At 41.4% G+C, this 18745-nt stretch carries 15 protein-coding genes; 3 read left to right on the forward strand and 12 right to left on the reverse strand.

Annotated elements, in window-relative coordinates:
• Positions 1-221 precede the first annotated feature (221 nt).
• Positions 222-878, forward strand: coding sequence for a pentapeptide repeat-containing protein (locus V7K25_RS22675; protein ID WP_335160794.1), 657 nt, complete (start codon positions 222-224; stop codon positions 876-878).
• A 55-nt stretch (positions 879-933) separates the two neighbouring features.
• Here V7K25_RS22675 and V7K25_RS22680 read toward each other — a convergent pair whose 3' ends face one another.
• From V7K25_RS22680 to fraC, 3 genes are read right to left on the reverse strand one after another with little or no spacing between them, the layout of a single operon-like run.
• Positions 934-1713: an ABC transporter permease gene (locus V7K25_RS22680; RefSeq protein WP_335160796.1), complete on the reverse strand. Its 780-nt coding sequence runs from the start codon at positions 1711-1713 to the stop codon at positions 934-936.
• A 24-nt stretch (positions 1714-1737) separates the two neighbouring features.
• The gene (fraD, locus tag V7K25_RS22685; protein WP_335160798.1) at positions 1738-2781 is read right to left on the reverse strand and encodes a septal junction protein FraD; all 1044 of its coding nucleotides are present in this window, start codon (positions 2779-2781) and stop codon (positions 1738-1740) included.
• Positions 2782-2841: 60 nt separating this feature from the next.
• Positions 2842-3381, reverse strand: coding sequence for a filament integrity protein FraC (gene fraC / locus V7K25_RS22690; RefSeq protein ID WP_335160800.1), 540 nt, complete (start codon positions 3379-3381; stop codon positions 2842-2844).
• A 224-nt stretch (positions 3382-3605) separates the two neighbouring features.
• On the opposite strand from fraC, the gene V7K25_RS22695 reads away from it, so the two are divergent.
• Together V7K25_RS22695 and V7K25_RS22700 are read left to right on the forward strand one after the other, a co-directional pair.
• On the forward strand, positions 3606-4742 hold the full coding sequence (locus tag V7K25_RS22695; protein WP_335160802.1) for a cob(I)yrinic acid a,c-diamide adenosyltransferase: 1137 nt from the start codon (positions 3606-3608) through the stop codon (positions 4740-4742).
• 42 nt (positions 4743-4784) lie between these two features.
• The gene (locus tag V7K25_RS22700) at positions 4785-4946 is read left to right on the forward strand and encodes a hypothetical protein (protein ID WP_335160804.1); all 162 of its coding nucleotides are present in this window, start codon (positions 4785-4787) and stop codon (positions 4944-4946) included.
• A 118-nt stretch (positions 4947-5064) separates the two neighbouring features.
• On the opposite strand, the gene V7K25_RS22705 is transcribed toward V7K25_RS22700, so the two are convergent.
• The 9 genes from V7K25_RS22705 to V7K25_RS22745 form a co-directional block, all read right to left on the reverse strand.
• Positions 5065-6033 carry a GGDEF domain-containing response regulator gene (locus V7K25_RS22705; RefSeq protein ID WP_335160806.1) on the reverse strand — a complete coding sequence of 323 codons (969 nt, stop codon included), beginning with the start codon at positions 6031-6033 and terminating at the stop codon, positions 5065-5067.
• Positions 6030-10193 carry a PAS domain-containing hybrid sensor histidine kinase/response regulator gene (locus V7K25_RS22710; protein ID WP_335160808.1) on the reverse strand — a complete coding sequence of 1388 codons (4164 nt, stop codon included), beginning with the start codon at positions 10191-10193 and terminating at the stop codon, positions 6030-6032. The genes V7K25_RS22705 and V7K25_RS22710 overlap by 4 nt, the downstream gene beginning before the upstream one ends.
• Positions 10194-10772: 579 nt before the next feature.
• The gene (locus tag V7K25_RS22715; protein WP_322649665.1) at positions 10773-11009 is read right to left on the reverse strand and encodes a hypothetical protein; all 237 of its coding nucleotides are present in this window, start codon (positions 11007-11009) and stop codon (positions 10773-10775) included.
• Between the two features lie 460 nt (positions 11010-11469).
• Positions 11470-11820, reverse strand: coding sequence for a hypothetical protein (locus tag V7K25_RS22720; RefSeq protein WP_335160811.1), 351 nt, complete (start codon positions 11818-11820; stop codon positions 11470-11472).
• Between the two features lie 929 nt (positions 11821-12749).
• Entirely contained in the window at positions 12750-13283 is a 534-nt protein-coding gene (locus V7K25_RS22725) for a hypothetical protein (RefSeq protein WP_335160813.1), read from the reverse strand.
• A 376-nt stretch (positions 13284-13659) separates the two neighbouring features.
• Positions 13660-14013, reverse strand: a complete 354-nt coding sequence (locus V7K25_RS22730) for a ChaB family protein (protein ID WP_335160815.1) — start codon at positions 14011-14013, stop codon at positions 13660-13662.
• A gap of 108 nt (positions 14014-14121) precedes the next feature.
• Complete coding sequence (locus V7K25_RS22735; RefSeq protein WP_335160817.1) at positions 14122-15873, reverse strand: thiamine pyrophosphate-dependent enzyme; 1752 nt, start codon at positions 15871-15873, stop codon at positions 14122-14124.
• A gap of 146 nt (positions 15874-16019) precedes the next feature.
• Positions 16020-17141 (reverse strand): aldo/keto reductase, encoded by a 1122-nt coding sequence (locus V7K25_RS22740; RefSeq protein ID WP_335160819.1) that lies wholly within the window; start codon positions 17139-17141, stop codon positions 16020-16022.
• Between the two features lie 140 nt (positions 17142-17281).
• A complete protein-coding gene (locus V7K25_RS22745; protein WP_335160821.1) occupies positions 17282-17743 on the reverse strand; it encodes a pyridoxamine 5'-phosphate oxidase family protein in 462 nt (153 codons plus the stop codon).
• Positions 17744-18745 lie beyond the last annotated feature (1002 nt).

Genomic DNA, 18745 nt, shown 5'->3' on the forward strand with positions numbered 1-18745 from the left:
CGGCCTAATTAATTCTATTTGACTTATCAATGTTTCCTGACCTATGTCAGCATTTTTTGTTTTAAAAACCAGTTAAAAAGCGCATTTTCAAGCTCTTAGCGATTTTTTGGGAATTTATCTCTGATTATTTACTCAGATGATCTCCATTTGCGGTGTACTCTCAATATACGGTAACTATCACACTCAACCTTTGAGATAAATTACACGCAGAGGTGAATACCATGAATAATTATGCTGCTCAACAGGAATTGATATTAAGTCAAATCACAAATAAATATTTTCAGCGCCGAGATTTCAGTGGATGTGACTTGCGTGGAATCGACCTGAAAGGAATTGATTTAAGCGGTGTTAACTTCATAGGAGCAGATTTACGTGATGCAAATTTGTGTGGCTGTATCCTTACTCGTGCTAATTTAAGTGGCGCAAATCTGATGCAAGCTAGCCTACGCGAAGCTAATTTGTATGAAGCATCTTTGTGCGAAGCTAATTTGATTAATGCTGATTTAACACGAGCAAATTTGTGCGGAACTTTCTTATGGCGGGCAAAATTTACAAATAGTAATCTTTGGGGTGCTTCTTTATGTGATGTGGATTTGAGAGAAGCAGACTTAAGTGAAGCCAAATTAATTGAAGCATCACTGATTGAAGCTAATTTAGTTAGAGCAAATCTCACAAGAGCAAAGCTATGTGGAGCAAAACTACTAGAAGCTAATTTAACTGAGGCCAACTTAACTGGTGCAGACCTGACATGGGCAAATTTAACCAAGGCAAACTTGAATAAGGCAAACCTTTGGGAGACAAACCTGATTTATGCAAAGCTCCGGGATACTATAATGCCTGATGGCACAATTGAGCAACCTCAGATAGTGATTTATTAGTCATTAGTCATTAGTTAGGAGAGAAGAACTTTCTGTTTACCCCAATGCCCCATGACTAAAACTCACGTTGTGAGAAGATAAAAATAGCGATCGCTAACAACATAGCACTATAAAGTAAGCCATAGCCAGCATTTGTAATCAATGCAGTTGTGTCAGGTAGTGCTTGCAGACCATAAACGGCATCGTTTTTTAAATCTAATCGAGATAAATCTGGTAAAATAAGAAACAAACCTTGAGTTAGACGTTCTATACCAGGGTTGTGGCTCAGGCGACCAAGGTGTACTAAATATTGAGTAATGTTTCCAATTAAATATACTGCAAAGGTTAAAACGGTCGCCAGTAAAGAAGCAGTGAAAACACCGAAGGTAATAGCCACAGCCGTGATTAATGACAACTGCAAAAATAAGAAAATTGCAGCAATTAAAATGCTGGTCGTTGAATGAGAAATGTTACCAACTTGCACAAATAATAGATAAATTGCTGTCATCGTGGCGATAAGCACAGCTAGTACTGCGGATAAACCCAAGTATTTGCCGACGATAATTTCGCTACGACTGACAGGTTTAGCAATTAACACCAAAATAGTGCGTTTTTCAATTTCTTTATTAACCAGTCCCGTACCAATAAATATCGTTACAATTAACCCGATGGCATTCATAGCCGCCATCCCAAAGTCTAAAAATATTTTGTCTTCAGTCGTTGCTGCAAATTCAGGAAGGACACGGAAAGCAATGGCGATTATCAGCGCATAAAAACCAATAATAAATAGGATGCGATCGCGTACCACTTCCTGAAACACATTCTTCGCCAATACAAAAATTCTGTTAATACTCATTTGTTATTAGTCATTAGTCATTAGTTATTGATTATTGTTCCCCTGCTCCTCGCCTGCTTGTGGAGGTGGCGATCCAACAAAAAGTTTACTGCCGCGATCGCATTCAATTTCTGCAACTGTAGTCTTATTGTCTGAATTGCTAGTTGCTGCAACTGGTTCAATGCGACAAGATTTTTTCAAGTAATAGCCCCGTGGGTTAGAACTTGGGCCCATCCAAATACTTAATAAATCTAATATATATCCAGACTTAGTATTAGCTACACGCGGTTCAACACGCCATACTTCCTTCTCTTCATATTTACCCAAGTTCTTTTGAATTACTCCTCTACCTAGAGTTACTACCCGAGGTTCGACATCTTTTTTCGGGATCAGCCATTTCTCTACTTCCGACCAAGGTCTTTTAGCTATTTCTTCTATTACTAGTGGTTGAAGTTTTTCTAGAATTATAGCGCCGTTTCGTGGGATTTTTAGGCGTTTTTCTGTACTGACAAGAACGGTGCTACCTTTAAAAGTATCTGCCTGCAAACTAGGATATTGTTGGAACCAATTATTCATCACAAAGTGAAACTGAATCCAGCAACTTAGCAGCATACTACTAGCAACTAAAATTATGATTCTTTGCCGGTCTTCTGGTTTAGGAATTCGAGCTTTGGCATCGGTATCATTACCTTCAATAAATTCTGGTATTGCCGTAATTAGCGCTGAGATTGTCGGCCAAAAAACAATTGTTCTTGGTGTAATGACATCTTGTTGATTTCCAAAAGCAAAAACACTCACTAAGAATCCAGTGATCACTGCCCCAACTGGCATAAAAGTACCAGGAACCCTCAAAGGATCTTCAGTTGTATACCAAGCTGTGCCAGCAATTAAAAATAACCAACCGAAAAAGGCAATTATATCTTTTATATAACCTATGGCAAAAAATGAAACTCCCCAAGAAAAAACGCTCAAATAAATAAATGTTTGCCAAGAATAAGCTTTAGGTGGAACTAATACCTTTCTAATTCCTGCATAAAGCCCTTCAGCAAATTTAAAAACCCCAAATACATCTTTAAATAACGTATTCATCTTCTTCCTTCCACCTGATTAACCAATCACTAGTGTTCCTTTAAATGAAGTAAATTCTTGCTACTTGGAGCGAAAGAATAAAATAATGGTTATAGCACTAAAACTTAGAGAGTTCGCAATTAATGTAGTAATTACTAAATTAGTACTTTGTAATTTAGCAGTACTAAAACTACGCCATCGCCGCCGTTGAGATGTTTGAGGTTCCTCTTCTTTTTTAGCAACTGCTTCACTCAATGATAGTAGTAATACCCTTAAAATGAAAAACTTCATTATAAAAGTAGCAAAGAATATTATACAAGCAGTTAAAATGATTAAGCTTTGTGTATTTGCTGATTTAAAATTATTAAAAAACATATAGCTAATTAATTCTGATTTCAGATGTATCGGTAACATTGGTTCTACTACAAAAAATATGATCCAACCTATTACACTAGAAAACAGATTCATAGAGATACCATAAAAAATGCTAGTTTTTTTATCAAATTTTAGTCGCTTGTGCAAAACATACGCTTCAATGGGGATGGCAATCAGTACAAATAAAAAGTCAAACAGAATTCCACCAATAGGAAAAATGCTGGGAAGCATCCAATTTTCAGGCATAAATGGTCAAGGGTAAGAGTTAACTGTAGAGAGTATAACTGGGATAGTGAGGGTGATGGTGGAAATTATCCGATTGTTTTTGTCCTTTACTATGTTGGTGTGGCAATATGATATTGTCGATATTATTTATACATGATACGGATGCATGAGAAGAGCAGTTTCTCTACCTAAGATTACAAGACGTTAGGTAAGATTAAAGACTGCCACTTATAGCTTTTCGAGAAATGACAAGGAACGGTATTGGTATTCGCACGGCGCAAGTGCGTCAAGAACGGCTCGTCGGTCAAATTCATATCTACGATGGACTGGGTAAAGGTAAGTCCCAAGCAGCTTTGGGGGTGGTTTTGCGCTCTATTGGCTTGGGGATCAATACGCCTAGCAATTCTAATCGCGTTTTATTGCTGCGGTTTTTAAAAGGGCCTGAACGTGATTATGATGAAGATGGGGCGATCGCAGCTTTGCAACGTGGGTTTCCTCATTTAATTGATCAGGTTCGCACTGGGAGAGCCGAATTTTTTGGTCATGACGAAATTACCACTTTTGACAGAGATGAAGCGATGCGGGGTTGGGATGTCGCTAAAGGCGCGATTGCTAGTGGCTTATATTCAGTTGTTGTCTTGGATGAAATTAACCCGGTTCTGGATTTGGGTTTGCTAGCAGTAGATGAAGTGGTACGGACATTAAAATCTAAACCCCAAGAGTTGGAAATCATCGCCACCGGACGCGCCGCACCGCAAAAGTTGCTTGATATTGCAGATTTGCACTCAGAAATGAAACCTCATCACCACCCAACAGCTAAAGCTCTCTTCCTTGAAGGGATTGAAATTTACACTGGTGCTGGTAAAGGCAAGTCTACTAGTGCTTTGGGCAAAGCCTTACAGGCTATTGGTAGGGGAATCAATCATCCAGGGTCTACCCGTGTGTTGATTATGCAGTGGCTGAAAGGTGGTAGTGGCTACACAGAAGACGCTGCGATCGCTGCCTTACAACAGTCATATCCAGAAGTGGTAGATCATCAGCGCTGCGGTGGAGATGCGATCGTCTGGCGAAATTCCCGACAAGAATTAGATTATGTAGAAGCCGAACGGGGTTGGGAAATTGCTAAAGTTGCGATCGCCTCTGGATTGTATAAAACTATTATTCTTGATGAACTAAATCCCACCGTTGACTTAGAATTACTCCCCGTTGAACCTATTGTCCAAGCTTTACTCCGCAAACCCCGCGATACCGAAATCATTATTACTGGTCGCTGCCAAAATCCACCTGCGTACTTCGACTTGGCTAGCATCCACTCAGAGGTTTATTGCCACAAACACTATGCCAATCAAGGTGTAGAACTTAAACGAGGGGTAGATTTTTAAGCATCGCGGATTAGGTTAGATCAGTTACCAGTTAAAGACTTGATGAACCAAGGTGTAATTCCTAAGTGTCGTTTAATTGCCAAGAATAAGCCTGATTTGGTAAAAAAGTTACTGCAATTTTTCGGTGTTGCCTCGCCCGAAGATTGGCAGAATTATTATGCAGGTATGGAAGTTGCTTTTCGTCGTACACGCTCATCTAATTGATCGGTCTTGGATGAATAATTTAAAGCTGAGGAAGAGCATTTTCAAAGCATAGAATAAACAGACAATAATCCCAGCCGATACGTTGAAAATAGGGTGGAAATGTGTAAAGTTTGGCGCTCTAGCGGGAATTTTTACTTATGGGTAGTTGAATATTTTGCACAAAGCGATCGCGTCCTGCTGCTTTTGCTTGATACAACGCCCGATCTGCGGCGTAAATCATTTCTTCTATATCAGAATCTGGCTGAGGAATTTCTGTTGTAAACCCGGCGCTCAGGGTTATATGAGGACTAACTTGGGAATTTTTATGAGGAATTGCTAGTGTTCGGACAGCATCACAAATGTTTTCGGCAACATGAGTTGCCCCCTCGGTGTCTGTGTTAGGTAAAATCACAGCAAATTCTTCCCCGCCATAACGGGCAACTAAATCTCCGGGACGTTTAATAATATCTTTGAGCGCTTTAGCAATTTCTTGAAGACAGCGATCGCCTACCCGATGACCATAAGTATCGTTATATAATTTGAAGAAATCAACATCGCAAAGAATCAGCGAAAGGGGGCATTTATCCCGTTTCAGGCGCTGCCACTCTTGGTTAAAATACTCTTCAAACCGTCGGCGGTTAGCGACTTGAGTTAATCCATCGATAGTAGCTAATCGTTGTAATTCCCCATTAACAGCTTCCAGTTTTTGCTGTAACTGAGATTGCTCAATTAAGCGTTTTACCCGTTGTCGCAAAACTGCCCAGTGGATCGGTTTGGTAACATAATCCATTGCCCCCACAGCAAATGCCCGGTCAACTGACACTTGATCTTCAAGCCCTGTAACCATTAAAACCGGAGTGTACTTGCTACAATCAAAATTCTGCAACTGAGTGCAACACTCGAACCCATCCATATCTGGCATCATGGCATCAAGAAGTACTATATCAGGATGCAATTGCTTAAAAACTTTTATTGCCTCTATGCCATTTTGAGCCTCTGCTATTTGATAACCTTCCCGCTCCAAGAAATGCCGCATTATCAGGCGGATAAAAGGTTCATCATCAACAATTAGAACTAAAGATTGGCTTTCTTGAGCATCAGCTTTCATGGTACATCCTTCGTAAGTTCTTGTTCTAAGGCAGCTTTAACTTGTTCATATTCCTGATATAGTTGTGAGATTAATTCTAGGCTGTTTTCTAATTTACTGCTGTATCCCTGTGCTTCTAACACCTTGCAAAGCTGTGATAGGGCGATCGCTCCAACAGAAGCACTGCTAGACTTAAGTTGATGGGCTGTGTTCAATAGAGTTTGGGCATCCTGAGTTGTGATAGCTGTGCTGATATCTTGCACCAATCTCGGTGTCTCTGTAAGATAACACTCAATCAGTTCAACAAATGCCACACGATCTCCTCGGAGCATATTCTGCAAAGATTGGAGAATTTTGGCATCGATTTTGGCGGTTTTTGATGTCTGGTTTTGCTCTGATTGTAGGATATTTTGCGAAGGTTGCAATTCTAAGCACATCACATTACCTTGTTTTCCTCTGGAAGTGAATTCAGAACTTCTTTGGGGTGGGCATTTGCTAAGTGCCTCAGCTAACTCTTGAAGCTGAATGGGTTTGCTAATGTAGTCATCCATACCAGCAGCAAGACAGACTTCGCGATCGCCCCGCATTGCATTGGCAGTTATCGCAATGATATAGGGACGAAAACCCACTCCCCATTCTTGACAGATTTTTCGAGTTGCTTCTAACCCATCCATTTTGGGCATGTGGACGTCCATCAACACTAGGTCATAGGGCTGTTTTTGCAAAGCCTTTAGCACTTCTAGCCCATTAGTTACGACATCCGCCACATAACCAATTTTCTGGAGCATCAGTAGGGCAACTTTCTGATTGACAATCGTATCTTCTGCCAGAAGAATCCGCAATGGCAGTCGATGGGCTAAATGCCGATCAACCAAGGGAAAATGAGAAATATTGGCTGGGATTGGCTGATTTGCCAAAACACTGGTAATAACATCGTAGAGTTGAGACTGTTTGATCGGTTTACTCAAAGAGGCAGCAAACTGGATATCATTAAAATCAGAGGAAGTTTCTAGTCTACCCAAAGAGGTCATAATCACCAAAGGCAAGTTTTGACAACCAAATTGCCTGCGGATTTGACGAGCTAGAGTTATGCCATCCATTTCCGACATCTGCATATCTAAAATGGCAATATCAAACTGCATTCCTTTAGCAAGTTGAGCTAAAGCTGCTTTACCAGATTTGGCAGCATAAACTTGCATTTTCAAAGACTCTGCTTGTAAAGTGAGAAATTGGCGATTGATCAGATTGTCATCCACAATTAACAGCCGCTTAGATGCAAGCTGCACTGGCGAACTGCTTAATTCAGTTTGTTCTGACACAGCAGCCGCTTTCGTACTAATAGTGAAGTAAAATGTTGAACCTTGGGAAATTCCACCTTCCCATAGAGGTTTAGGGTTGCCACCGACAAACCCTTGACTTTCCACCCAAAGAGTGCCGCCCATCATCTGACTGAGCCGCTTACTTATGGCCAGTCCCAATCCTGTGCCACCATAGCGTCGAGTCATGGAGACATCAGCCTGAGTGAAGGGTTGAAATAACCGCTCTATCTTTTCTGGTGCGATACCAATACCTGTATCTTTGATAGCAAATTGAATTTCGTATAGATGTTGCGGCTCTCCAACAGATATAGGGGGCTGGGGACTGGGGACTGGGAACTGGGAAGAAGTTTCTTGAGCCAAATCCCCATTACTCCTTATCCTCAATCCTCGATCCCAAGTTGCTAGATCAACAGAGAGTAGCACTTCTCCATTTTCAGTAAATTTAATGGCATTGTTGAGAAGATTCATCAAGACTTGGCGCAGACGTGTCATATCGCCGATGATCTGAGTAGGAACTTGCGGCTGGACTAGGTAAGCTAGTTCGATATCCTTTTGGGCAGCTTTATGAGCTAATAGGGAAATAGCCTGCTCCACACAAGCTCTCAAATCAAAAGGCTGTTCTTCTAATTCCAGTTTGCCTGACTCAATTTTAGAGAAATCTAAAATGTCGTTGATGATGTTGAGCAAAGCATCTCCGCTACTATGAACTGTTTCCACTAAGTCTTGTTGTTCAGGTGTGAGGTCAGTATCCCGCAATAGATCAATCATGCCAATAACAGCATTCATTGGAGTCCGAATTTCGTGACTCATCATCGCCAAAAACTCACTTTTTGCCCGATTTGCCGCTTCTGCCTGACGTTTTGCCTGCTCTAAGGCAAAGTTTTTCAAGGTAAGTTCTTCACGTTGGCGGGTTTCTTGTTCTAGTAAGTGAGCCTGTGCTAGAGCAATACCCAGTTGAGCCGCCACTGCTTCTAGTAATTCGATTTCGTCTTGTGTCCACTGGCGAAAATAACTGTACTGATGTAAGCCGATCGCACCATTGGGTTCTCCTTGATAGGAGGTGCGAATTGACAGCATAGACTTTAGTCCAATTTGTCGGCAGATCGATTCAACCGCCTGGAGTAAAGGATCGAGGTACACATTGGCAGAAGCGATCGCTATTTCTTGTGCCATCATCTGCTCGGCGTGAGGATTATTGATCATGGGAATTTCCAATTTCAACATGGAGCAATAACCAGGGACTATACTATACTCTGCTACGAGGGGAATTTGGGGTGTGGGGTCGCTAATGAAAGAATGGATCAGACAGCGCTCAACTCCAAATGCTTTGCCAATTTGGGTAGCAGCCGTCTCGAATATTTTTCTGCTATCAAGACTTTGACGAATTTCTTGAGTAATTTGTTCAAGTAGTAGAGTTCGATGCAATTGCCGTTGCAGTGCAACTTTTGCTCGTTTGTTTTCGGTAATGTCGTGATTAATGCCCACAGTGGCAACAGTTTCCCCCTGCTCATCTTGTAAAGAGATTATGGTTGTTTCACAAATCCCCTCAGTACCATCTTTGCGAATAAAGTGTATCTCCCCTGACCAGCGTCCTTCCTGGTTGAGTCTTTCGAGAATTTTGTTGGTCAGCACTGCGGCTTCTTCCGGTTTATGCAAAATACTGGGAGTTTTAGCTAGAACCTCTGCTTTGCTATAGCCAAACATGGTTTCGGCAGCAGGATTCCAGTCAATAATATTTCCGGTTAAATCTGTGATTATTACGCCATCATGCATGTTCTCAAAGGTGAGGGCTTGCCGATGCAGACTGGCTTCAGCAAGCTTGCGTAAGCTAATATCTGTCTGAATTCCAATGAAGTGGCTTAACTTACCATTTTCGTCATGAATGGGAGAAATACTCAATTCATTCCAGAATAAAGTGCCATCTTTGCGATAGTTGCGGAGAACAACTTTGCAACTTGTTCCAGATTGAATAGATAAGCGCAGTTCATTAAGTGCTGGTTGCTGGTTATCTGTGCGTTGCAAAAATCGGCAGTTTTGCCCAATCAAATCATTAGCACTGTAGCCTGTTATTTGCTCAAAAGCTGGGTTGACGTAAATAACTGGATGATGGGCAAGTCTGGCATCGGCAATAATAATTCCATTACTGGTAGCAGCAAGTGCCCTCTCCCTCAGTCTCAAGGTTTCTTCAACCAACTTCAAATCAGTAATGTCAAACATAAACCCCCTTAGCATAGTAGGACTTCCTGCTTCCTCAACTACGCTAACAACATCTCGCAGCCAAACAACTCGCCCATCGGCTGCTAACATCCGGTATTCCAATTCGTAATTTTCACGCCTAGCAGTTGCTTCTTGACAAAAACGAACAGACTTTTTTAAGTCATGTGGATGTAGATGATTGCTCCAAAAATTTTCTTCGTACCACTCTGCGATCGGATAATTTAGCAAGTTTACCGCTTGCGGCCCAACGTAAATAAATCGCCAAGTTTTCAAGTCTAATTCCCAAGGGATGACTTTGACGGTTTCTAGTAACTGCCGCAAACGATTTTCGCTGGTGCGGAGGAAAATTTCTACCTGTTTCTGTTCAAAAATCTTATGAGTTAAATCCCGATTTTCTACTGTTATCTGCTGGTTATTTGCTTGCAAGATTAAGGCAAAATAGATTGATAATGTCAGTGTGACAATAACCAATAACCCTGCAATCAATAGAAATTGTGTTAATAAAGCCAGAGTTTGGATTAAAAGTCTCTGCCAGAGTAAGACTACAGAAATTGAGAATAAAATCCCTAGCAACAGCGCTAGTAATTCTCGTTTGCGGAAAAATTTCACAGCTTTGAACCAATTATATCGGTGCTGTTTGACCACTTATTAACCCTCCAGCACTTTCAGGGTTTATTGCACTAACTTTTACTTTTAAGTAATTTGAAATATTAATAGCAAGGGGGCAATTACGGAATTTACTTATAGGTTAGATATTTGGGTATCATCTTGTCAGAAAAAGTTAATAATTTCTGGTTATAATTATCGTTTTTTTGATAGCAGCAAATTGTCTGTACTAGTACACCGGGCACGGAAATAAACATACCATTTCAAATGGCGCAAGAGGTTGGAATACAATTCTTTTGGCTTCCCCAAAGGGGCTGACTTCCACCTTGCGGTACTAGGCTTTTGGATGAGACGCGATCGCTATGGCGTACCCGCCTCGCTAATGTGCCACTGACGCTAAACTCGGATTTGAAAGCGTAAAATACAAAGGTTGATATGCTTATTGACAACATCCAGAATTTTTAAGTGAAGCGTGAATTGGAATCTGGAGTTGTAAGCGATGTCTTTGATGGGCTACGCCTACACATTTTTAATTTTTTATCAAACAAGGCAGAGGGCAGTTCTAGCTTACAGAAAACTGCCCTCTTTCAAGATAGGTTTATTGCCTATACTTATGCCTTAAATCACAGCTTCTTGGCGTTGACAATCAAAAACAACCATGTAAGAAGCATTTGGTTTTTCCTGGGGAAGGTGCCGCATATAGCCTTCGGCATCAGAACGGCTGCGGAAGCGAGCAACAATCTCCCGTTGCGTATTAGGAAGTAGACGAGCGATCGCCCAAGAATTGAGGCGTTCTTTATAAGCAATAGCCTGATTGTCTGATTTAGAAGCTTGGTAATCCGTATTTTCTGGCATAATTATGTTAACCGTATGAAGTTTAATGAAGGGCGTTAATTAGTTTCTAGGTAGGAATGCACTAACGCTTTTTTTTAATGCTGCTGCCACCTTGTTATTCGATTATGGAAAAATTGTCAACACTGAGCGCTATATTTTAGACCACTTAAGTTGGAATTTTCAGGTGGTAATGAATCTCAAATCCTTAATTTGCAATTGTTTCCAGTGCATAACAATGCTCAAGCAGAAAGTTTGGCAAATATTGAGTTTGTATGATTTGTATGCATACACATAAGTAATATCTGTATCAGTGTTAAAATTAACGCAAACGTCTTAAAAAATACTATTAAAAAATTTATATCTCCAAGTTCTCAAAGCACTTGAAAACGAAAACAACATAAAAAAGCGTGCATTGTGACTGAAGGTGGAGCAAGAGTTGCTCCACCCCTGAATTCTTTTTCAATTTTACCTATCTCTTCCTTCAGCACTCCTTATCTAGTAAGGATTCAAATTCAGCTTGTAAGGCGTTTATATCTGCCAATCTTGCGACTAGTAAATTATCTTTGCCAGCATCAGTTAAACGTACTTTCCAATAACGAATGCTGTCTGAGTTATTCAACCAAAACTGAATCACGGTATCTACCACTTGATCTAGATTCCAATCCCATTTTGTTGGAACTGATTCCACTGATTCTATAAACGTATCTAGTGTACAGGTACGCATTCCCAAGTATTCCACGCCTTGGCTGGGTGGTTTTTGCCTATTTTGATGTTGCTGATTAAAAAACTGCAAAAGTGGAGATACTCCGACAATATCAAAAGTGTATTTCATGCTAGCACTCCCAATTTTAAATTACTTGCAGTAAAGCTTTAGTTTTCTTAACATAACATCTAAGAAGTAACTAAAGCATCTAGAAAAAGTATAGTTTATATCTATATTATAGGCATTAAACCTTAGCTAAAAATTAGCACTAACAAGCATTGAGTGCTAAGTTGTTTTAATAGTTTGATTGATTATTAAAGAGTTTCAGTAATTAATAAATAGGTGTATATAAGAATCGTAAATTATTTTTGAAAAAACCTAATTAGTTTTATAGTGGCGTGGTAAGTCTAAAATGTTACAAAAAAATTGTAGGTTTAGTTGAGGAACGAAACCCAACACTCCGATCAATCTTGGGTTTCGCATTGCTCAACTCAACCTACATCTAATACCGTTTATTTGTGAAGCTGGATATATTTACCCCCCGGCTACGCCATCCCCCCTTGTCAAAAGAGGCAGGGGAGCAGGGGGCAGGGAGCAAGGGGGAAAACACCAGACGAGCTTGTACTCCGCCCCAGTAAGAGCGCCCTTTATGGCGGGGCTTCATACCCATGTTCCGCTCCGCTCCACGGCTCCAGGTCAGGGCTTGCTCCCCAAGCTTTGAGCGCCCTGCCCCTCCGCTTCTTCGGTGAAAGGGGGGCTAATTATCTGCATCTTCATACAGAATTGGTATAAGGGACTTCCAAATAAAAAAATATCCAATTAATTCTTGTGGGGTGGGCGTCTCGCCCGCCCTATGGACTGGGCAGGCAAGATGCCCACCCCACAATATTGGATAATTTATTTCTTGGAGTTCCCTAACGCACTATTTTAACCTGGCCATGCCACTACGTTGACTTCAAAAATCAAATCGGACTTCTATATATGTCGTTAGACATCGCTCGGCATTGAACCCGATGTAGATTAGCTTTGCTTTTTTAGAAAGTTGACGCTCCCACCCGTTAATTCTTCACAAGTTTGCTCTTTTGTGAATAATCTGTATAGCCTTGAATGTTTTCTGGTTCAAATTGACGCAGTACGCGCGTAGCTTCGCGTATTAAATCCTCATTTCCGGTAACTGCAATTAAGTATTTGCCTGCATTCAGACGGTTACGATAAGGTAAAGCATCGCCACTGCTAACTGTAAACCCGACACTTCGACCGATTAAACTAGCGCCCAAAGCACCGCCTATACCTCCTAAGATCCCAGCCAGAAATTCATTGCCAAATCGAGCAAACTGAGGAAATATTTCAACTTCTGTGAGATGGTTGAAGGCATAACCTGCAACAAATCCAAAGATTACAAGCCCCCCAAAGAGCCGATTTGATTGTTTACGGGCTTGCTTATCGGGATCAATTAGTCCAAATTCATCAGCGCTTAAATAACCATCGCCCAAAATATTGACTTGTGAAGTTGGCAAGCCTGCTTTTTCCAGAGCAGAGTAGGCGGCTTCTGCTTCTATTCGATCTGGTAAAACTGCAACAAGGTAATTCATAAGACCTCACTTAATAAAGTTTTTTTGTACAGTAATAAAACTGCTCAATACAATCTGATATCAATTTGAAAAATGATTTCGACATATGAAGGTCTAAAAACAATTACCAGTAATATCATATCCCGCTAATTAGTTAAAGTTACCACATTTGTGCAAAAATCGGAAAACCCTCTTTCCCCTCTGCTCCTGCGGTCTTAATGATAACTTTTTAACCGGACACGATATAACTCAATACGGTTCAGTTAAGGGCTACTGGCAATAATTTTGGGTTTTTGAGACGCGATAAATCGCCGTCTCTACAAGTGTTTTGGGCTTATCTGAACTGTATTGCGATATAACTAACTTTTTACCAATCTAAAATGCAAAATAGTATGAGCTATTCTGGCTTTTTATGCCATTGTCCATCGTTGCCTTTTTCGTAATCGCGTTTCACAGCGCTCCAAGCAACACGAAAGGCACTTTCTTCTTCACCATATTCTTCTTGAGCATTGTTAAATGCAGCCCGAAAAATTTCTTGGGCGTGCTTGGGTAAGTGTTCTTTGACTGAATCAGGTAAGTCTGCAATCTCTTGGTAAGGCATAAATTTCGTTTCCTTACTTGATGGAATAAATTCATAGGACTTATGCAAAAAGGCAGTGAAAGCTTTGATTTTCTGTAGGAGCAATTCATAAATTGTCCCTACATTTAATTCTTGATGCGTAAGTCCTAATTCAATCTCACGCTTTGACAAAAATTTTTAAGTTTTTGGCTTTGACTTGCCCAAACAAGTTAAAGTTACTGATTAATTATTCGATATATCAGACATAATATACCTCTTAATTAAATTTCAAATTTCTGCTTAAATCAACTGTCGTACCTGATCTGAGAGGATTGTCAGAGCAATCTTCTCGCGGTTAGGTTCGCCTTTAGCGAGTGATTCGGCAAACTTGGTTGCTTGTTCTAGGGTGATTTTCGGAGGTAAAGGTGGTTCCAAAGGGTCAACGATCGCTTCTACAATTACTGGCCCTGGTGTAGCAAGTGCCCGATCTAAAATTTCACCGCATTCAGATGGATCTTCAATTGTCATCCCTACACCACCACAAGCTTGGGCAAAGGCTGCAAAGTTGATTGATTCTAATTCACAGCCATACTCTGGGTTGCCTAGAAAAACCATTTGTTCCCACTTAATCTGGCCCAATGTGCCATTTTTGATAATCACTATCTTGATCGGCAAGCGATATTTTATGCAGGTAACAAACTCTGCCATCAGCATTGAGAAACCACCATCACCAACGAAGGCAACACACTGGCGATCGGGGTAGGCTATTTGAGCTGCGATCGCATAAGGTAATGCACAGGCCATTGATGCTAATGTTCCCGATACCGAATGCATTTGTCCGCGTTTGGCAGGAATTTGCTGCGCCCACCAACCTGTAACTGTACCCGAATCAACAGAGAGGATCGCCGTATCAGATAGCCGTTTACCCAACTCCCAAGCTACCACCTGCGGCTTCATCGGCTGACTGTTCCTAGTACCGCGCTGTTCCATTAATTGCCACCACTGCTTCGTGCTAGACTGCGCTTGTTCCAGAAAACTGCGATCGGCATTAGGTTGCAACAGTGGCAGTAGTTCTTGCAAAGTGCGGCGACTATCCCCCACCAGCCCAACCTCAATTGGGTAGCGCATACCAATCCGATATGGGTCAATATCAATTTGCACACCCCTTGCTTGACCAGGTTTCGGGAGAAACTCCATGTATGGGAAAGAAGTTCCAACCATCAATAGAGTGTCACAATTCTCGATCGCATCTTGGGATGGCTTTGTGCCAATTAAACCAATTGTGCCCGTGGTATAGTGACTGTCATCTGGAACGGATGTTTTACCTAGTAATGCTTTAACAATTGGTGCGCCCAATTTTTCGGCAAGTTGTTCTAGTTCATCAGTTGCTTTTAACGCTCCCCGTCCTGCTAAAATTACCACTTTCTTACCAGCATTGAGAATCTCTGCTGCACGTTGCAAATCATCCTCAACTGGTAGACGCGCACCACGGGCAAAGACATGAGAAGTGTGATGGGGGACGTTCCGCATCGAACCCTTTCGTTCAGCATTTTGAGGTTGAAAATCTAAAGGGAAGTTGATGTGTGCTACACCCCGGTAGCTCAACGCCGCACGACAAGCCAAGTCAGCGAGACTCTCAACGTGAGTCGGCCCCATGACACGGGCATTGTAAACTGTCACATCCATAAAAACCTTATCTAGGTCAACATCCTGCTGAGAGTGAGTGTTGATCAGGTCGTGGTAATGGTGTCCGGTTATTGCTAAAACTGGTTGACCATCGAGTTTAGCATCATATAGACCATTGAGTAAATGCAGCCCACCAGGCCCAGATGTGGCAAGACAAACCCCCAACTTGCCTGTATATTTGGCATAGGCACAAGCCATAAATGCTGCTGCTTCTTCATGCCGCACCTGGATAAAACGGATTTTATCTTGACGCAGGCGCAGAGCTTCCATAATGCCGTTGATGCCATCCCCAGGCAATCCAAAGATGGTGTCAACACCCCAGTCGTAGATAGTATCAATAAGAACTTCAGCCGCAGTTGTAGCCATAATAAGTTTCTCCTTATATTAAGCGTTGGGAATGGGGCATTGGGAAGAGGCAGAGGTGCAGAGGGAAGGATGCAGCAGAGAGGAAGGAATTTTCCCCCTGCTCCCTGCCCCCCTGCTCCCTGCCCCTGCTCCCTCACTCCCTCATCTCATGTCTGCACTTGACTCTGAGGTGGAAAACCATGTTGGATTCTGCCTTCATCAGCATCAAACTGCTTGGAACTTTTGAAGAGTTCAAAACGCCCATCGGCAGCATATTGGGCGCAACGATCGCGCAACGCTTGCATTTCTTTTGCCTGCATCGGTTGAAAACCACGAGCGATCGCTAAATTTTGCCGTAGTACTTCCAGCGAATCAATACCACTGACGAGTGTAGCGATCGGTAAACTCATGGCGTAGTGGATGGCTTCCTGGGGAGTCACGACACCTTTTTTTACTGCGTCAGCATTCCCACTGAGACTTTTCATGGCAATGGCCGCTATTTGGCGTTTGTTGAGTTCTGGTAACACCTGCCGCTCAAAACTGCGGAAGGTGGCATCAAAACAATTAAGCGGCATTTGCACTGTATCAAATGGGTAATTGTAGGAGAGCATTTTTAGATGAATAGCGGGGTCTTTGTGACCCGTAAAGCCAACAAATCTGACTTTCCCTTCTTTTTTCGCCTGATCCAGAGCTTCAATTGCTCCGTTAGCACGAAAAATTCTTTCTGGATCGTTATCGTAAACAACTTCGTGGATTTGCCACAAGTCGAGGTGATCGGTTTTGAGACGACGCAGAGATTCTTCAAGTTGCTGCATTGCCACTTTGCGATCGCGTCCGTGGGTGCAAACCTTCGTCATCAAAATAACCTTGTCTCGTCGCCCTTGCAACGCTTCTCCCATCCACTCTTCACTACGATGCTTGTTATACTCCCAAGCGTTATCCATGAAGTTGATGCCATTATCAATAGCTTCGTGGGCGATGCGAATTGCCTCTTCTTTGCTTTTTGCTTGCCCTAAACTTGAACCTCCAAGTGCGATCGCCGACACTTTCACCCCTGTTTTTCCCAGTGGACGGAGAGGAATTTCACCACTGTTTGTGCTGTTCGTTGGAGTTGCAGATAACGCTGGAACCTCTGCCGCTTCTACTTCGGGATTGGCATTGAGAATGTGGTCAGCAAATATTGCCCCTGCACCTGCACCGATAAAGCCTATTCCTTTTAAAAAATGTCGCCGCTTTACCTCTAAAAGTAGATGCTTTTGTGCGGCTTTATCATTATTTGGTTCTATCATTGATTCCTCGTAATTAAAAATAATTATTCTGCCAATTTTGCCCAATAATTACATAGTTGAAGATAATTCATAATTAGTAATTAAATTAATTACTAATTACGAATTACGTTAGCGAGTCCGCGAGCGTCATTAGTAATTACTTAAAGGCGTGATGGTGTCAAAAAACTAATTGTTTGTGGTTTGAAACTCGATGTACTATCCCAATAATTAACCTGGTTAATATTCACCTTAAGCAAAGCAATATCGGGTTCGTCCAGTCCTTTAGGAAACCAAGTTTGAAGTTCCGGCTTCCATAGCTCTCGCATCTTGTTGCGGTCTTTTACGAGTTCTGCTGAACCTGAGATAGAAACGTATCGCTGCTGTTCGGGTAACGAAAAACTAATATTTACCTGTTCATAGTGTTCAATCTCAGTCACCTTATGGGAACCAGCGTATGTAAAGAACCAGAGTGTGGCTTCAGAGTTAATCTCACCACTTTTTGACATAGGGTAACTATGCAAACTGCCATCATCATCGACTGTGGTAAACATACCATAATCAATATTTTGGATTAGTTCATGCAGCTTTTGAATCTGTTGATTGCGGTCTGTAGAAGTTACCATTGTTTGTACTCTTTTATCTATTTGCTTTTCCTCGATCGTAATCTTTGATTACAATCATGTTTCATCCTGGTAAAGTTACTTTTCAGTATTAACCTTTTTTGTTTAAATTGCGTGAGCCTACAGATGGAATTATCCTAAAATTATGTTTTTTAGTTATATCTTTAGAGAGATTGGTTGATAGTGATTATTATGTAGATATACAGCTTTTGGATATACAAATATGAATTGTGCGCTTATTTCTTTAGACATAAATTTTATAAGTTTTGCATGAATTTTTACCCCCTAAAAAGGTACAAAGTCAACAGGCTAGTACCGCAAGGCGGAAGTCAAAAGGAGCCAAGGCGTTGGGCGGCGAGCCACTCTTGTTGCAACTGGCGTTCAAAAATAAAAAGTATTATGGAATCAGCTTTTTAGGGATTTCAAATAGTTTCTCTATTTGTGCCGTAGCGTACTAGGCTTCGCTTCACTTAATGGCGGTAGCAAATCAAGGGGTAGCATTAGGGACTTCCAACAAAGAAATTATCCAATGTTGTGGAGTGGATATCTTGTCCGCTTTTAGCTAGGGGCGCTCGCGTCGCTCACCCTACAATAAGTAGTTGAGTATTTTTTTATTTGGAAGTCCCTTACTAGTCTCTGGCTGGAAACGAGATTTGAAAAGGCTTTCACGTTAAGTTGACAGTTGTACGCTCTTACAGCCGATTCATTTAGTAGAAAGATTTTTGTAAATGGTATTACTTACTAGAAAGCAAGAGCTTCTTTTACTTCGGAAAACACTCAAATGATTAAGCAAACTGGGGTTTGAGAAAGCAAAAGCTTCTTTTACTTGCGGAAAACACCAAAATGATTAAGCAAACTGGGGTTTGAGAAAGCAAAAGCTTCTTTTACTTGCGGAAAACACTCAAATGAGTAAGCAAACTGGGGTTTGAGAAAGCAAAAGCTTCTTTTACTTGCGGAAAACACTCAAATGAGTAAGCAAACTGGGGTTTGAGAAAGCAAAAGCTT

Origin of the sequence: Nostoc sp. (genome assembly GCF_036919495.1) — a bacterium.
GTDB lineage: Bacteria > Cyanobacteriota > Cyanobacteriia > Cyanobacteriales > Nostocaceae > Nostoc.

Excerpts from the sequence above, each read along its gene's own strand:
- V7K25_RS22675 (WP_335160794.1), top strand. The coding sequence starts at position 222 with ATGAATAATTATGCTGCTCAACAGGAATTGATATTAAGTCAAATCACA.
- V7K25_RS22680 (WP_335160796.1), bottom strand. The coding sequence starts at position 1,713 with ATGAGTATTAACAGAATTTTTGTATTGGCGAAGAATGTGTTTCAGGAA.
- fraD (WP_335160798.1), bottom strand. The coding sequence starts at position 2,781 with ATGAATACGTTATTTAAAGATGTATTTGGGGTTTTTAAATTTGCTGAA.
- fraC (WP_335160800.1), bottom strand. The coding sequence starts at position 3,381 with ATGCCTGAAAATTGGATGCTTCCCAGCATTTTTCCTATTGGTGGAATT.
- V7K25_RS22695 (WP_335160802.1), top strand. The coding sequence starts at position 3,606 with ATGACAAGGAACGGTATTGGTATTCGCACGGCGCAAGTGCGTCAAGAA.
- V7K25_RS22700 (WP_335160804.1), top strand. The coding sequence starts at position 4,785 with ATGAACCAAGGTGTAATTCCTAAGTGTCGTTTAATTGCCAAGAATAAG.
- V7K25_RS22705 (WP_335160806.1), bottom strand. The coding sequence starts at position 6,033 with ATGAAAGCTGATGCTCAAGAAAGCCAATCTTTAGTTCTAATTGTTGAT.
- V7K25_RS22715 (WP_322649665.1), bottom strand. The coding sequence starts at position 11,009 with ATGCCAGAAAATACGGATTACCAAGCTTCTAAATCAGACAATCAGGCT.
- V7K25_RS22720 (WP_335160811.1), bottom strand. The coding sequence starts at position 11,820 with ATGAAATACACTTTTGATATTGTCGGAGTATCTCCACTTTTGCAGTTT.
- V7K25_RS22725 (WP_335160813.1), bottom strand. The coding sequence starts at position 13,283 with ATGAATTACCTTGTTGCAGTTTTACCAGATCGAATAGAAGCAGAAGCC.
- V7K25_RS22735 (WP_335160817.1), bottom strand. The coding sequence starts at position 15,873 with ATGGCTACAACTGCGGCTGAAGTTCTTATTGATACTATCTACGACTGG.
- V7K25_RS22740 (WP_335160819.1), bottom strand. The coding sequence starts at position 17,141 with ATGATAGAACCAAATAATGATAAAGCCGCACAAAAGCATCTACTTTTA.
- V7K25_RS22745 (WP_335160821.1), bottom strand. The coding sequence starts at position 17,743 with ATGGTAACTTCTACAGACCGCAATCAACAGATTCAAAAGCTGCATGAA.